General features: G+C 41.4%; 11 protein-coding genes. 4 read left to right on the plus strand and 7 right to left on the minus strand.

The genetic code is table 11. The features are described 5' to 3' along the window. Positions 1-17 precede the first annotated feature (17 nt). Positions 18-5,279, plus strand: a complete 5,262-nt coding sequence (locus SLH46_RS00670; RefSeq protein WP_320279205.1) for a T9SS type A sorting domain-containing protein — start codon at positions 18-20, stop codon at positions 5,277-5,279. 75 nt (positions 5,280-5,354) lie between these two features. Then, positions 5,355-7,283 carry a M1 family aminopeptidase gene (locus SLH46_RS00675; protein ID WP_320279206.1) on the plus strand — a complete coding sequence of 643 codons (1,929 nt, stop codon included), beginning with the start codon at positions 5,355-5,357 and terminating at the stop codon, positions 7,281-7,283. 2 nt (positions 7,284-7,285) lie between these two features. Here the strand turns inward: SLH46_RS00675 and SLH46_RS00680 are convergent, their stop codons facing one another. Then, positions 7,286-7,690, minus strand: coding sequence for an OsmC family protein (locus tag SLH46_RS00680; RefSeq protein WP_320279207.1), 405 nt, complete (start codon positions 7,688-7,690; stop codon positions 7,286-7,288). A 117-nt stretch (positions 7,691-7,807) separates the two neighbouring features. On the opposite strand from SLH46_RS00680, the gene nikR reads away from it, so the two are divergent. Both nikR and SLH46_RS00690 read left to right on the plus strand, forming a co-directional pair. Then, the gene (gene nikR / locus SLH46_RS00685) at positions 7,808-8,209 is read left to right on the plus strand and encodes a nickel-responsive transcriptional regulator NikR (protein WP_320279208.1); all 402 of its coding nucleotides are present in this window, start codon (positions 7,808-7,810) and stop codon (positions 8,207-8,209) included. Positions 8,210-8,267: 58 nt separating this feature from the next. Beyond that, on the plus strand, positions 8,268-10,106 hold the full coding sequence (locus SLH46_RS00690) for a TonB-dependent receptor plug domain-containing protein (RefSeq protein WP_320279209.1): 1,839 nt from the start codon (positions 8,268-8,270) through the stop codon (positions 10,104-10,106). Positions 10,107-10,126: 20 nt separating this feature from the next. Here SLH46_RS00690 and porK (SLH46_RS00695) read toward each other — a convergent pair whose 3' ends face one another. The 6 genes from porK (SLH46_RS00695) to SLH46_RS00720 form a co-directional block, all read right to left on the minus strand. Further along, the gene (gene porK / locus SLH46_RS00695) at positions 10,127-11,488 is read right to left on the minus strand and encodes a type IX secretion system lipoprotein PorK/GldK (protein WP_320279210.1); all 1,362 of its coding nucleotides are present in this window, start codon (positions 11,486-11,488) and stop codon (positions 10,127-10,129) included. Between the two features lie 106 nt (positions 11,489-11,594). Further along, positions 11,595-12,446, minus strand: a complete 852-nt coding sequence (porN, locus tag SLH46_RS00700) for a type IX secretion system ring protein PorN/GldN (RefSeq protein WP_320279211.1) — start codon at positions 12,444-12,446, stop codon at positions 11,595-11,597. Positions 12,447-12,452: 6 nt separating this feature from the next. After that, positions 12,453-14,063 carry a type IX secretion system motor protein PorM/GldM gene (porM, locus tag SLH46_RS00705; protein WP_320279212.1) on the minus strand — a complete coding sequence of 537 codons (1,611 nt, stop codon included), beginning with the start codon at positions 14,061-14,063 and terminating at the stop codon, positions 12,453-12,455. A gap of 12 nt (positions 14,064-14,075) precedes the next feature. Then, a complete protein-coding gene (gene porL, locus SLH46_RS00710) occupies positions 14,076-14,981 on the minus strand; it encodes a type IX secretion system motor protein PorL/GldL (RefSeq protein ID WP_320279213.1) in 906 nt (301 codons plus the stop codon). 30 nt (positions 14,982-15,011) lie between these two features. Continuing rightward, positions 15,012-16,358, minus strand: coding sequence for a type IX secretion system lipoprotein PorK/GldK (gene porK, locus SLH46_RS00715; RefSeq protein ID WP_320279214.1), 1,347 nt, complete (start codon positions 16,356-16,358; stop codon positions 15,012-15,014). 111 nt (positions 16,359-16,469) lie between these two features. Further along, complete coding sequence (locus SLH46_RS00720; protein WP_320279215.1) at positions 16,470-17,405, minus strand: PorP/SprF family type IX secretion system membrane protein; 936 nt, start codon at positions 17,403-17,405, stop codon at positions 16,470-16,472. Positions 17,406-17,505: the final 100 nt, after the last annotated feature.

The following is a 17,505-nucleotide window of genomic DNA, read 5'->3' on the forward strand; positions in this document are numbered from 1 at the left end:
ACTGAAAAAAAATGAACATGAGACGATTAATATATTTACTCATTTGGCTCTTGCTTCCTGCATGGCTGTCGGCACAAATCAATATTTCGGCGATGGAATATTGGTACGACGGCGACTATAGCACAGCCAGCCGGCAAACGATAACAGGTTCCACAGTGAACTATTCCGATTTGCTGGATGTAAGCTCACTTGAACAGGGTCTGCACACATTTACTATCCGTTTTCAGGATTCGAGAGGTGTTTGGGGCTCGGTACACACAAAATTCTTTACCCACTATTCGGATAATACGGGGCCACATCTGGTCACCGATGTTGAATATTGGTACGATGGTGATTATTCAACAGCCGTTGAAACTTCTCTGGCTTCTGGTACATCTGTAGACTGGAACACTTTGCTCGATGTAAGCTCTCTTATCGATGGCCTGCATACTGTATCGTGTCACTTTAAAGACGACCGGGGAATATGGAGTGCTCCGCTGACTCGCTTTTTCAAAGTGGAAGCTAACACAGGATTAAAACAACTGGTTGCACTCGAATATTGGTTCGACAATGATTATGCCGGTAAAGTTTCCGAAACCTTTGCTGCCACATCCCTTTATAATATGAACCAGCAAATCGATGTTTCCGCCTTGACTAACGGCCTTCACTTTTTCAGTCTCCGGTTAAAAGATGAAAGTGGAAACTGGAATGCACCTGCTAGCTGGTATTTTACCAAGTATGATGATGAAACACCTGTTTTGCACCAGATTACTGCAAAGGAATACTGGTTCGATAGCGATTATTCTTCGGTTCAAATCGACGCGGTAACAGCAACTTCTCAACTGAATGTAAATACCTCACTCGACGTTTCGGCTCTAAGCGACGGGCTGCATATTGTGAGTACACGCTACGGCGATGAGGCAGGAAAATGGAGTTCGGCCTATTCGCAGTTGTTTGTAAAATACCCGGCGGAACCGGCTGTTGTTCTGCAAAAATTAATGGCAGTAGAGTACTGGATCGACGGTGATATTTCATCAAGTACAGTAACTTCTGTTCCTGCCGGATCAGAATATTTGCTGGACACCCAACTTGACGTTTCGACTCTAGGCAACGGACTTCACACTCTAAGTTATCGTTTTCAGGATGAAGCTGGAAAATGGAGTGCTGCTATTTCCGCTCTCTTTAACAAATTTGAAAATGATGTGGTAGTTACCGACAATAAAATTGCAGGCTACCGCTACTGGCCCAATAATGATATGGCTTCGGCAACAGAAGTAACTTTGGCAACACCTGTAAAATCGCTGATTTTAGATGAATTGGTTGATGTTGCTAACTTCCCAGGCGGAATACCGGTTGCTAGTTTTCAGTTTGTTGATGCACAAGGAAATTGGAGCAGCGCAATTAGCAAAACCATTTCGAAAGAAGTTCAACCTAAGGTTGTTATCTCGGCTGATGACTCAACAGTTTGTTTAGGTACACCCATTTCTTTCGATGCGGATATAGCTGATGCGGATGTTATTGAATGGAAGTTTGGCGATGGAACAACTTCGCTGGAAATTATGCCCGAACACATTTATACCGATGCAGGAACCTTTGAAGTTTCTGCAATAGTTACACACACCGACAGTGCAAAATCGGCCAACGACACCATTGTTGGGGGAATAACTGTTTACCCGTCACAAAATATTTGGCTGGGTGATGTTGATACAATATTCTTTAGTTCCTTTGAAGGTGATAATTTAAACACTGCACCATCTGGTTGGATTCAAAAATACGACGGAACCGGTACTGCGAATCAAATTGTTGTAGACAATCCTGTAAAATATGGAATAAAAGCATTCCAGATGGAAGGCGCTTCCAGCTGGGCTTCAGAATATTATCGCAGGCCTGTAACAATGCCCACAGAAATTACGCTCGAAGCCTGGGTAAATTGCGAGAAGATCCTCTCCGGCATAGCCGGAAGTATTGGTGTGGGCAATTTCAATATTGGATCATGGGGAACACGAACTTCGCGTTTACAGTTTTTTGACGGAAAAATTTCTGCTACTTATTCTGATGGCCCGACCTACGAAATTATGGATTATACACCCGGACAGTGGTACCATGTAAAAATGATACATGATCTTGTTAACCGTTCGTACCAGGTTTATATCAACAATGTAAAAGTATCCGGTACCAGCGGTGGCGAAACTACTTCCGATTTCCCGATGCACCCAACAGTTGAAACAATTGACGTTATGCTTTGCGCTGGAAATAGCGGTACTACAAAAATGTTCTTTGATGATATCCTTCTCACTAAAAAAGGTGATTTTGAAGTGTGCGAAACAGATTTACCCTATCAACTTGGAGGCCAGCTTTTAACTTCTGAAGGATTCTATTCTGAAAGCTTTACAAATAGCTACGGTTGCGATAGTGTAGTTTCTCTTAATCTTAAAATTAATCCGGTATTTGAGGTAGAACTTGATTCAGTCGTAATATGCCAGGGAGACTCATATATTTTCGGCACAGAAACACTAACTATGCCTGGAATTCATGCTGACACCCTGCAAACTGTAAATGGTTGCGATAGTATTCTTACGTTAAAATTAGTTATAAATCCGACATACGAAATCCCCCTTACAGCGAGCATTTGCGATGGCAACAGTTACCTTTTTAACGGTAGCCAACTAACCACCGAAGGAGTTTACAAAGACACATTGCAAACGATAAACGGCTGCGACAGTATTTTAACTTTAGCGCTTACTATTGATCCGGCAACAGAAACTCCGATAGAAGCCAGCATTTGCGATGGCGACTCCTACAATTTTGCCGGGGATGCAATTTCTGCTGAAGGGATTTACCGCGATACATTGCAAACGGTTTTCAACTGCGACAGTATTGTGGTACTTACACTAACGGTTAATCCGGTTTATGAGATTCCGATCGACTCTACAATCTGTGAAGGAGAAAGTGTAATTTTTGGAGAAGAAACACTTACCACATCGGGCATCTATAAAGATACTTTGCAATCAGCATTAATGTGCGACAGTGTTATTGTGTTAAACTTGCAGGTTAATCCGGTTTACAGCGATTCAACTGCGGTTACAATTTGCGAAGGTGATAGTTTTACTTTTTGCGAAACAGAATATAGTACAACCGGAAATTATATGCATACTTTAACCGCTTCTACAGGTTGCGACAGTGTGGTTACGCTTCAGCTTACAGTTAATCCAATCGTTTACGAGACTTTAAATACGGCAATTTGCCAGGGCAATTCGTACCTGTTTGCAGGAACCGATATTACAAACGAAGGAGAATATAAAGACACGCTAATTTCAGCAAATGGTTGCGATAGTATCGTTACGCTTAACCTGACTGTTAATCCGACTTACGAAATACCTGTTGACGCCAGCATCTGCGAAGGAGACAGTTATAATTTTGGAGAAGAATTACTTACTGCTTCAGGCATCTATAAAGACACTCTGCAATCTGTTTCAAACTGCGACAGTGTAGTTGTATTAAACCTTTCTGTGTATCCGGTTTATGAAATTCCTGCCGACACAGCAATTTGCATTGGCAGCACTTATTCATTCGGAGGAGATATTCTCTCTGAAAGTGGTATTTACCGAGATACCCTGCAATCTCTTAATAGTTGCGACAGTATAATTATTCTGACATTAACAGTGAACGATACTTTCAATATAAAAGACACACTCGCGGTTTGCGAGAATGATTTGCCCTTTGCTTTTGGATCACAAACACTCACTGTTGAAGGGAGTTACACCGAAGTGTTTACTTCTTCGGCCGGTTGCGACAGTACCGTAACTTTGTATTTTACAATTAGCGATACTTCCCAATCAGCGTATTCCGACACGATCTGCGAAAACGACCTCCCGTATATTTTCGGTACGCAGTCGTTGTCGGCAAGTGGCATTTTTAAGGAGGTATTTGCGGCGACAAATGGTTGCGACAGTTTGGTAACACTCAGCCTTACAGTTCACGACAGTTACAATACTCCTATTTACAAAACGGTGAGTCCATCGGAACTTCCATATGTTTTTGCATCGAAAAATCTGACCAAAACAGGAACCTATACCAACACTCTCACTTCCGTTTTTGGATGTGATAGTGTAATTACTCTGCACCTGTTGGTAAAAGATGATATTCCTCCTGTGGCTAAATGTCAAGCTATTGAAATTGAGCTAGCGGAAGATGGAACATACCAATTGAGTAAAACTGACATCTCTGAAATTGCACAAGGTTCATGCGATGATGTAAGTGCATTCGAAGATCTGACAATTGTGGTTACTCCTTCAACATTTACGTGTAGTAATCTTGGCGAAAATACTGTTAATGTTCAGGTAAGCGATGCCGCCGGAAACAAAGCAAACTGCCAAACCTCAGTTCGGGTTGTGGACGTAGTGCGAGATCCCGAAATCGATGAAGTTCCAGACCAAATAATTAGCGAAGACAGCACACTAATGCTGACACTCTCAGGTATTTCCGGTGGAACATCTTGTGCCGAACAGGAGGTAAGCGTGCTCGCCGAACACAGCAACCAAGAACTTGTAAGTAGTCTGACTATCGATTATCTGGCCTACAACAGCACGGCGATATTAGAAATTGTTCCATTTGCAGAACAATTCGGAACTGACAGCATTACAGTAACAGTGCGGGATTCGCTGGGTAATCAAACATCCATCGGCTTCATTTTAACGGTAACTACCGAGAACGATCCTCCTGAATTCGTACAATTCATCGAAGACCGAACAATGGTTGCCGGAGATTCGTCGACACTCTATCTTAGTAAAATTCCAGGCGAATTTTTCGACGATCCCGACGACAGCGATCTGCTGATTAATTTATCGGTGAACGGTAACAACATCCCCGACTGGATTAAAATCAACGAAGACTTGGAACAGTATATCATTACATTTATTCCTACTCCTGCCGATACCGGTTGCTTCGATATAATTGTAAATATTCAGGATCAGGCGGGTGATCTGGCCAGCGATACCTTTAATGTATGTATCAATCCATTGGAAGTTGGGGTTATCCAACTTACTGAAAATGAGTTCGAAATAAATCTTTATCCGAATCCATCGCGAGGGCAGGTTAATATTGACCTAAAAAATGTACCTGCAGGAGAGATTGAACTACTGGTTACAAACATTATAGGAAGCGAAGTATTTAGAAAAACTTATCAGAATAATCAGAGGATTGTTTTCGATTTATCGGAACATACTAGTGGATCGTACCTGGTGCTATTAAAAATAAACCAGCATCAGATTGTACGTAAATTGATTCTTGATAAAAAATAAGGGTATGAAAAGCGGACCATTATGGTTCGCTTTTTTTGTGCCGCTACTCTTCGCTCAGAATTGTATCTTTAAGCAATGATCCGCTTAATCAACATACTTCTTTTTCTTGGCCTATGCCTGAATATGCAGGCGCAGAATGACGAACTATTTATTTCCGAAAAAATAGCATTGGAGGAAAGCCGGAGTTTTCTTCTCAAATCATCTTTTGCAGAAAGTCAAAACTATAATCAAACTGATTTTATTTACCAACGAATGGAATGGCAGGTCGACCCGGCAGTTCGATACATTTCAGGAAAAGTCACTACTTATTTTAAAAGTAATGTTGAGTCGCTGGAAACTTTAGAATTTGATCTTAGCGATTCATTATCTGTTGACTCCATTACGATTCGAAATTCCATCGTTCCATTTTCTCATCAGGATAACAAAATCAGCATTGAAATGACTGAACCACTTGTTTTGGATCAGATCGATTCTGTTTCTATCTATTATCGGGGGACTCCACCTTCATCCGGTTTTGGTTCTTTTGCTGTAAGTAACCACGGTACCGAATTTACTCCCCTTTTATGGACACTCTCCGAACCATATGGAGCTATGGAATGGTGGCCCTGTAAACAATCGCTGGCAGATAAAATTGATTCGATTGACGTGATCGTAACCACGCCCGAACAATACAAAACTGCAGGCAACGGAATTTTGGTCTCGGAAGAAATAAACGATACCACCAGAATCATGCACTGGAAACATCGTTTCCCGATTGCCACGTACCTGGTTGCCATTGCAGTTACCAACTATGAGTGTTATTCCGATTACCTGGAAACCGAAAATGGCGATTCCATTGAAATTCTAAATTACGTTTATCCTGAAAGCCTTGAACAAGCCAAAGAAAAAACACCGGTTACTGCTGAAATTATGCAACTGTATCAGGAATTGATTGGAGATTATCCCTTTGCGCTGGAAAAATATGGCCATGCACAGTTTGGCTGGGGTGGAGGAATGGAACATCAGACCATGAGTTTTATGGGCAGTTTTGGCTACGAATTAATTGCTCACGAGTTGGCCCATCAATGGTTTGGCAACTATATTACGCTGGCCTCGTGGCAGGATATCTGGCTAAACGAAGGTTTTGCTACCTATTTGACCGGCCTTTCGTACGAGAACATTAATACCGAATGGTGGCCGGTCTGGAAACAAGTACATTCCGATAAGATAAAACAAGAACCCGATGGTGCAGTTTATGTTACCGATACCACTTCTGTTTCCCGAGTTTTTAGCAGCCGCCTGTCTTATGCAAAAGGGGCATATTTGCTGCACATGTTGCGTTGGGTAATCGGTGATGATACCTTTTTCCAGGGCCTTAAAAACTATTTCGATGATCCGGTAATTGCCAACGGATTTGCACGCTCGGAGGATGTAATAAGACATTTTGAACAAGCCGCCGACACCAGTTTAATGGAATTCTTTAACGACTGGCTTTATGGTGAGGGCTACCCGGTTTACTCGGCCAGTTTTAAACCTGCAGATGAAGAAAAAATCTTGATAACCTTGAGTCAAACGACGACACACGAATCAGTTGATTTTTTTGAAATGCCTGTACCTGTGCGTTTATACAGTGCCGGCCGAACGGATTCGCTCAATGTCAGACTGAACCATACCAACAATCTGCAACAATTTATCATTGACACCGATTTTCAGGTTTCCGAATTAGTAATTGATCCTGATCTCTGGCTAATTTCTGAAACACACGATATTGTGAATGTTCCCAACAAACTCCTCACACAATCGATTGAGATATTTCCCAATCCGGCCACTACTGAAATTACAATTCAAATTCCTTCGGGGAAACAGATAGTCGGAGTCGGAATCTTTGATATGAACGGAGCCGAAGTAAAACAGTTCTCCACGCAGCAGGAAAAACTGTCTATTTCAGTGCTTGCTCCCGGAGTATATCTACTAAAAGCCGAACACCCGGATGGAGTATTTCTTAGCCGTTTTGTGAAACAATAAATCTACCAGTTGAATTTAATCGTTTGTACCAGGTCGGGATGTAAACTTAACGGTACCGGGCTCACCCCTGCAACACTTTCTACCAGCTGCTTTTCTTCGTCGGTGTAATTTTTTGTCGGAAAGGTGAATTCGACCACCACCTCGGCCACTCGCCGTGGATCGGAAGCCATTATTTTTGTAACATCAACTGTCGTGCCTTCAATATCGATCCCGTTATCACGGGCTTTAATTCCCATAATCGTCATTATACAACTTCCCAAAGCTGTTGCCAACAGGTCAGTTGGCGAGAAATACTCTCCTTTTCCACGGTTGTCGGTTGGCGCATCGGTTATTACTTTGTTGCCCGATTGCAGGTGCTCATTTTCGGTGCGTAATTCGCCCAGGTAAATAGTTTTTATCGTTGTCATACTACGTTATTTTTTGGTTGTTTAAAGATAAAGCATTTTGAACAATCCGGGTTTTGCGGCGATAGATTCGTCCGATTTTCATACATTCGTGTTACGAATTTTAAAATTAGTATCACCATGGCCGTTTCCAGGTTTGGCGTTTCGTTGGATGAAGAACTGCTTGAAGCACTCGACAAGTATGTTGAAGACAATGCTTTTGCGAACCGTTCGCGCGCAATTCGTCACCTTATCGAGAAGAATCTCGTGGAAGAAAAATGGAAGTGTGATAACATTGTGGCCGGAGCCGTTATCCTGGTTTTTAATCACGAAAAAAAGGAAATACGCAAAAAATCGGCAGAGATCCAATACGATCACAAGGAGTTTGTTCTTTCGTCGCAAGGCTTCCATTTAAACGACAAAAACTACATGGAAATAATTGCAGTGAAAGGTCCTTCGCGTAAACTCACTGAAATTTCAGATCAGCTTATCAGCCTAAAAGGAATCCAGCATGGAAAATTGGTAATGAGCAAAGCCGAATAATTTTTTTGACCAAATGGTAACACGTTTAAAACAATACGTAACACAATAAACTATAATAATGCGACTATTTATCTTAAGTTTTATCATAATTCTCTTCACTCACGGAATTGCGAACGCACAAATGCACTTTGCCACCAATGATACTATAAAAATTAATGAAGTGGTGGTTACCGGAACACAGGTTCAGGTGAACCGCAACAATGTTCCAATGGCCGTTTCGGTGGTAAACCGCACTCAAATTGAAGAAAGCGATGAGTCGGCAATTTTACCGATTCTAAATGGCCGGGTACCGGGTTTGTTTGTTACCGAGCGCGGAATAACCGGTTTTGGTGTTGCAGCCGGATCAGCCGGTCAGATATCAATAAGAGGTATTGGCGGAAGCCCGACTACCGGAGTTTTAATGCTTATTGATGGCCACCCCCAGTTTATGGGAATAATGGGGCATCCACTCCCCGATTCGTATGTAGCTTCTGATGTTGAACGGGTGGAGGTTATTCGCGGTCCTGCTTCAATTCTTTACGGATCAAATGCTATGGGTGGTGTTATCAACATTATCACAAAAAAACAAGACGTGGATGGTTGGAATGGCAATGCCCGCATTTCGTACGGTTCATACAATACGCAGAAATACATGGGCTCGGTTGGTTTTAAAAAGGATAAATTCAGTGTATTTATTTCAGGAAATCATGACCAGACGGATGGCCACCGCCCCAATTCCGATTTTAAAATAACAAACGGTTACCTGAAGTTGGGCTACCGGATCAGTGATCATTTTGATGCTTCAGCTGATTTTAGTGTAGCAGCTTTTGATGCTTCTGATCCGGGCCCTGATACACTAAATGCATCGCCCGGAGAAACGATAGATATATTGCGCGGTTACGGATCGTTTTCGCTTCGTAACAACTTTGAAAAAGCATCAGGTGCGATGAAGTTTTTCTATAATTTTGGTGAGCACGAAATTACTGACGGCTTTCATTCCAACGACCACAATTACGGATTGAACCTTTATGAAACGTTTCAGCTATTTGAAGGAAACAACCTTACCGCCGGCATCGACCTGATGAATTACGGAGGAAAGGCAGAAAATACCTTTGCAATGGGAGGGAAAGGCCTGACATTCGCCGACACCACCGTTACAGAAATTGGCACCTATCTGTTTTCTCAACAAAGTTTTGGAGACAAACTGATAATTAATGCCGGTCTTCGTTATCATCATCACAGCCAATACGGTTCAGTTTGGATTCCTTCCGTAGGATTTGCCAATTCATTTTCGCCCTCAACTACATGGAAGGGAACCATCTCAAAAGGTTTTAGAAGCCCTACAATGCGCGAATTGTTTATGTGGGGACCAAATCCTAACCTCGACCCGGAATCGATCTGGAATTACGAAACAGGACTAATCCAAGTATTTTTCGAAGGTGGAATGCAGGTAGAACTTACTGCCTTTCTTGTAAAAGGTGATAACCTGATCGTGAATACCGGTCAACCCAACGGTTATCAAAATACGGGAGAGGTTTCGAATAACGGAATTGAATTCTCGCTGGATGCAACACCGACAAAGGATCTGACTTTAAATGCTACATACAGTTATACCAACATGAAAAATCCGGTTTATGCCACTCCTGAACATCACCTTTTCTTAAATGCATCCTACCGATTAAAAAAACTCTTACTGGTGGCTAATGTGCAACATATTTCGGGACTGGATAATGATCCAACAGCAGTTACCAACCTCGAAAGTTACACCTTAGTAAATGCAAAAGCCAGCTATAACCTGACAAGAAATGTAAAACTATATGTTAGCGGAGAAAATTTGCTGAGTACTGATTACGCGGTTAACCGCTATTATACCATGCCGGAAGCTACCATGTTTGGCGGATTGAGTCTGATGTTCTAAAAAGGTTATTGTGAACACGCCTATTCCTGAATACCACGGCGACCACCCAGATCATCGCGGAAAGAAGATCTAACACAACGAAAACCGATATATGATTTTGCGGTATCCTGATATTCGAACGACCGTGTTCCGGATTGAATGTAATAGGCAATGTCTTTCCACGAACCGCCACGCACCACTTTTCTTTTCATTACCGCTGGATCGTCGGGTTTGGCATCGTACTGAATTTCGGGATTAAGATCATTTATGGTGTTGTAACCTGCCTCATAAAAAGCGGTTGAAGTCCATTCTGCAACATTACCGGCCATATCGTATACTCCGTATGGATTTGGATCGAACTGCCCCACTTTCATTGTTGTGGTGGTGGTTGGACTATCCGCTACATAATTACCGCGCAAGGGTTTAAAATTGGCCACAAAACAACCGTTTACGTTACGTGTATAATAACTTCCCCACGGATACATATTGTTGTGCATTCCTCCACGTGCAGCAATTTCCCATTCACTTTCGGTGGGCAAGCGGAAATCATGTGCCGGAGTTTCATTAAACCGGTCGACCATTGTAATTTTCAGGTTAGTACGCCAATCACAAAATGCTTTTGCCTGGCTCCAGGTTACTCCTACTACCGGATAATCATCAAAACCTATATGCGAAAAGTATTTCATGGTAAAAGGTTCGTTGTAGGTGTAGGCAAAATCCCTTATCCAACAAAGTGTGTCGGGATACACAGGCACTGATTCACGCATCAGAAAAGAACTTCGGTTTTCAATTGGCACCAGTTCTCCATCCGAATTAATTACATTTCCTTCGTAGCGCTGGGTTTCGTAATTGAACGCATTACTTCGTTTTGCTGCTTGTTTGTAGTCCACCCAATAATAATCGTAAACCAACTTACGGGCATCAATTTCCTTTTTGAATCCAAAACGTTCGTTCTCCGGAATATACAATTCATCCATTGCCATTTGATACTCCGGATCGTCCCACTCAATTCGTTCGTCCCAGTTTATTTTTGGTTCTTCAAGCGGGGCACCGTATTTATCTTCCATTATAAGAAAATCGGTATACGTTTGTCCAAGCAATTCGCGGGCTTTTTTATCGCGTACCCAATATACAAACTGACGATATTCGTTATTTGTAATTTCGGTATCGTCAATCCAGAACGCTTCAGTTGAAACGGTTCTTGAATGCGAAGTTTCATAAAGTTCATCGTCGTTCGATCCAATTGTGTAGGATCCACGTTCAACGTAAACCATTCCAAATGGCGTTGGCTCAAACCACTTTTCTCTTGTTCCTTTACCCAAAGTAAGGTACTTGTTGTTTTCGTTTCTGCACGATGCCAGAAAGAGCACAAGTATAAACAAGTATGTGATGGTTTTTCTCATTAATTGTTATTCGATGCTAACTTTATAAACGCCCGATCAATTTTTAAATTGTTTCAAAAAAAAGCCTTATGGCAACATAAGGCTTCTTTTTATGCTATTTATCAAATTAGTATTCCCAAAGATCTTGTTCGTAATTGAAAACTTCGTCTTCAATTCGTTTTGATTCTAACATTGCGTCTTTACCAATCAGGTAAGAGCTGATGTCGCGATTATTGTACATGTTCGACTCTTTTACGATATAGCTGTTAAACATTCGCTTGATAAACATATCGTCGAACGATTGCTGACGAGCTTCGTTGTATGGATTTTGCACCAAATTGGTTGCCAACAACGGACGAGCTTCCGGATAGTAAATCCAAAATACTTTTTGGCGTTGTACCTGACCTGAAGTATCTCCTTCGCGCATGTACTCACGTATCGGGCAAATACCCAGAATCCGTACATTCAAAGTAGAGGTTTGTTTGTCGAAATACCACTGCTCTTTAAGCATGTACTGCTTAATTTCGGTTGGACGAATTTCGCCTTGAACCTGAACAGTCGTACGTTCACCGGTGTCGAAATCAATTTTTTCTTCTGTGGTAGCTTCTGCTCCAAACTCTGCCTTTACCTGCGCATAGCTCATCGGAATTTTGAAATCATCATCAGTCTTTGCATCATAAGGTGTAAGCTGTCCACTTTCAATTCCTTTCAACAAAAGCGAGATGAGATTTGTACGATCGGCAATTGCTATAGTTGGATAGTACAATGGAATATTCATCTTTTCGCGTAAGTCGATAACACGCCAAAGTGTCTTTTGCCAAAATACATCCGCTTCACGAACCGATACCAATGGCATTGGTTTTTTCTCGTAAATATCGTTTTGTTTATACGCTCCATTTACGATTTGGGCATCAGCATTTTTATGCAGAATGCCTAACGCAAAAACAACGATTCCTATATAAACAACTATCTTCTTCATAATTTCCTATTTTATCTTAAATGATATTGGATCCAGATCACGGGTACTTCCATCGTCTCCAACAGCCTTAATATCTGCTATATAAACTATACTATTAATATTTGCTCTTTCTAAAGCAGCTTTTTGTTCCGGTGTGAATCGATTTGAATTGGCAGGATAACGGTTGATATAACCTCCCTGACCAGTTGTTTCCATTGTAAATTGAGTAATGGTATACTTAAATTCGAAATCGAAATCAACAAGTACGGCTAAAATACCGTCCTGAATCTTTAATCTTTCCTTGCGGATGTCACCTCCCGACTTACCATCGATTTGTGCTACAGGATCGGGAACGCGCTTCACACGCCAATCGGTTGTACCAATCAAACGTCGGCTTCCGTTAATTGTTGCGTAAACACTTACCTTAGTTTTACGCCCCATTTCATCCAGTTCAGTAGGTTCAATTAAATAGGCATCACCTTGTTTCGTAACCTTACCATTGGTCATTTGTACTTCAAGGTCTTCATTCGGAATTGCTCCTCCACCTACATCAAACGGGTTTTGTAAACCTCTGTAGAATACGTTCATTTTTGTAGCCGACATGGTTACAGTTGGCTCCGAAACCTGGTATTCCTGTTCAAAAGGATAGCTTTTAATGATACCTCCGGGCGTTTTATATTTTATTAAACCGCTCCAGGTAAATTTACCGGCCTGACTGGTATTTCCAATAAAAGTTGCTTTACCGTCGTTAACTTCAACCTCTTTACCGTTAATCATGATCACCGGTTGTTGAGTTGTATCTTCAGCAGCAAGGAAAACTTCAGCTTTATATTCGTCGCCCATTAAAACCACGTTCGAATTGGCGATAACACGGGCTCCTAAACGGTTAAATTTAAACGAACCTTCGTCAATCTCTGCATACAAATATTTTGCAACGTACGCTTCAGAGTTTTTTACATCGATCTGAATTTTGGATAGCAACGTCATTACGGCAATTAAAGGCTTATCCTCAAAATGCTCTGACTCCCAGGTGGTATAATTTCCTTCTCCTTTGGCTCCTTTTTCAGGATCAGAAGTTCTAAGCTCACTTAAAATAGTTTCGCGGAGTTCAGTGTCATCCTCGCTTATCAGCGTAGAAATGAAAGTACGGTATTCGTTAATCGCATTTTTAAGATCAGTCGCTCTTTTCTGGGTTATCATCAATTCTGATGGTCCATTCAGGTCATCCTTCTTTGCAACTTCAACAACCGATCCATCCAGTTTTGTATGATAAAGTCCTTCTTCATACATCGGATTATCCTCGTTAACCGGCTTCTCCCCCGAGTAAGCGATCACTTCATCCTTTAATGCCGATACGTAGGTGATCATTTCATGCGACTTATCCCTCAATTGATCCGATTTATCTTTCCACTCCTGAACTTTGGTTGGATTTTCGATATATGCTTGTTCAAATGCTGAATAAATCTGCTTGTTTTGCACGTCCACTGCCTCGAGCGTTTGCAGTAAACTACTGTCTACCACGCGAAACGCTTCAAGTACCTCAGCTGCAACGTTAAGAGCTAACATCGCAGTGAGTACAATGTACATCATGTTTATCATTTTTTGCCTCGGGGTTTCCGGACAATTCTTTGCACCCATACGCTTCGGACTTTACTTTTTATAGCTCATTGCACCCAACATGTTGCCATAAATTGTATTTAAGGCTTCAAGGTTTTTGTTGAGCATTTCAGCATTCTCTTTGTATTTTTTCAACTCATCAACTGAAGAGGTCAGAATAGTATTCATCTGTGCCAGATCCTGATTAAATTTCTGGTTGGCTTTGAACTGATCCTGTGTATCTTTCAATTGGTTTTCGAAACTGCTGTTGAGCGTATCTAAATTCTTATTAAGTCTTTCCAGGTTACCTGAGTATTGTTTTGAGCTGCTACCAATGTTTTCCAGTTCGCCTGATATCACGTCTGAAGATTTTTGATAAACAGCTGAAAGATTCTTACCTGTTTCACTAAGCTGAGTGGCAGCCTGCGAGTAAGAGCTGATTAAGGTACCAACCGATTTATCGATGCTTTCGTTTGCCTTATTGTTTATTTCGGCAAAAGAGTTCATCGATTCGGAAGCAGAGCCCAGGTTTTTAACATACATATCGGTAGCAAGTGTTGCCGACGAAATATCGCTAATTCCTCTGGCAGTGTTGCTCAATTCTGTTAATCCTTTACCTACACGATCCATTAATTCAGGTGTAAGTTCTGAGCTGCCAAAAAGAGTTTCTAAACCACCACCTTTACTGGATTTCAACTCTCTCATCTCTTCCAGTTCATAATCTTCGCCTAACTCTGGGTACACCTTCTCCCATTCAGGAATATTGGCTGGCGGCTCAAATGCTGAAAGGAAGAAAATGAATGCTTCAGTAAGCAAACCTACGGTTAATAACTCGCTGGAACCTTTCCAGTGTTCAAGTTTGAACAAGGCGCCAACCATAACGACTGCAGCACCCCATCCATAAACAAATCCCATGAATGTTTTCCAGCGCTTAGTTTTAAAGAGTTCTCCCAGATTCATATCGTTTGGTATAAAGTTTTGATATTAGTGTTAAAATTCTTCGCCAAATGTAGAGCGAACGCATCTGAAACCAATGTACGATTTAGTTGTGTCCTGATATTCGTAATTACGGGTTGAAACCTGAACAAACTGCGAAATATCTTTCCACGAACCACCTCTGATTACTTTACGTTTCATAACGGGAGGGTCATCCTTGCGGGCATTGTATGTAAAAGTTGGGTTTAAATCGCTGAAATAGTTGTAACCAGCTTCATCGTACGCAGTGCTTGTCCATTCTGCTACGTTACCGGCCATATCGTATAATCCGTATTCATTCGGATCGTAACTTCCTACTTTTATGGTTGCAATCGAACCATCTTCTACATAGTTACCACGAAGCGGTTTAAAGTTGGCTAAAAATACTCCCTTGTCGTCGCGGGTATAATAACCACCCCACGGATACATCGAAAATTCTTTTCCACCTCTGGCGGCATATTCCCACTCCACTTCGGTTGGTAAACGATAGGTCATCAATGTTGGTTCTCCTCTTTCTTCTAAATAATCTGACTGAATTTTTGTACGCCAGTTACAGAAAGCATTCACCTGTTTCCAGGTTACACCAACAACCGGGTATTCATCAAAGCCTGGGTGCCAGAAATAGCGGGTTGCCAACGGCTCGTTGTACGAATAAGTAAAATCCCTGATCCAGCAAAGTGTATCGGGATAAACGTGAACCTGATCGCGCATCATAAATGACGATCGGTTTTCGATTGGTACCAGGTCGCCTTCAATATTGTAAACATTACCTTCGTAACGTTGTGTTTCGTAGTTAAAACTGTTAGCTCTTTGAGCAGCCTGATTCAAATCCACCCACCAGTATTCGTAAACCAGCTTGCGCGAATCAATTTCCTTTTTCCCAAAGAAACGTTCGTTTTCAGGAACGTAAAGATCTTCCATAGCCATTTGCATGTCAGGGTCTTCCCAGTCGATCTTTTCTTTCCAGTTTATTTCCGGCGGATCAATGAGGTTTCCGTCTCTGTCTTCTGTGATCAGGAATTCAGGGTACTGGTCGCCTAACATACGACGAGCCATTGATTCCTTCACATAATCGACAAACTGACGGTATTCGTTATTGGTGATTTCGGTATCGTCCATCCAAAACGGCTCTTGCGATACTGTTTTTGTGGGAACACCTGACCTACTTGCGTCCTCATCGCTTGGCCCGATATTGAAACTACCCCTTCGAACGTAAACCATTCCAAGCGGCTGTGTTTCTTTAAATCGCTGCCTTCGTTGTACTCCTGTTAACTCACCGTTTCCACCTGAGCCACCGCCGAGGCAGCCGGTAAAACTAAGTGCAATCAAGAATACGGTTGCAATTGAAAGTAGTTTTTTCATAATGTGTCTTTTATACTTTACGAGCTCTGATTGGTCGTTAAAAATAAGGAGAAACAATGAAATAATAAAATATAATATTTAGCTCTTTTATTCATTCAACTCCTGTATTATTTACAAAAATCTAATACTCTTATACTTTTGGTTTCTATTTTTCTCTAAATTGATCGAATAACTTATAAATATTTCATGCGATCCAAAACCACTTCTGCTCATTACGGAGGTGGTAAAATCGAAAGAATAACCTACTCGCATTCCATTAAACAACTCCATTCCCAATAGCAGCGCTATTGCATCCTGGTGACGATAGGAAAGACCGCACCATATTTTTTCGTTATAAACAACATTTGCATTTATATCGAACTCAGTTCCAGCCAAATCAGTTTTAACCAAAAACGACGGCCACAATTCAAACAACGGATTGGAGAGCTTAATATTGTACCCACCCATTAAATAATAAGTCCTTGCCAGATAATCAGTTGCAACATCATCATACATTACAGCGGCCTGATTAAGATGTGTTGCTGAAAATCCAGCATAATAATTGTTCGTATAAAGGAAGGCTCCAAAACCTACATCAAACGCTATCTGACTGACTTCAGTTTGCGGAATCGAAGGATCAGATTCAGGCTGTGTGTACATGTCTCCTTCGGGAATTTCCCATTCGCCGTTAACGCTGTAATTAAAAATGCCGGGCGACAAACCTAATCCCAATGTTCCGATTGAGGTGGTTACTTTGTGCGCCAAACTAAAAGTAACCCAGGTATTGTCGTAAAATCCAAGCTTGTCACTCAATACGCTTATTCCAACACCTTCTGATCTTCCAAATGCATTTACTGCAGCATCGGCACTAAATACAAGCACTTTGCTGCTCCCCGACCACTGATACCTGTTAATCATTAAGCCGTTAATAGCATCACCTGTACCTGCAAATCCAGGGTTTACACCTAGTTTATAGTACATATTGTTGGTGTATTGTGGATCTAACTGACCGTAACTTACTATTGTAACCGACATTATAAAAAATAAAAAAGATACAGCCTTCTTCATACTTCTCTTTTCATAGGGCAATTTAGCGTTTTCTCTGCTGCGGCAAAGAAACAAAATTATGTTGTTTGTAACAATCAACTGTTAACAAGGTATGCAAAGA

This window comes from Draconibacterium sp. IB214405, from assembly GCF_033963885.1.
Lineage (GTDB): Bacteria > Bacteroidota > Bacteroidia > Bacteroidales > Prolixibacteraceae > Draconibacterium.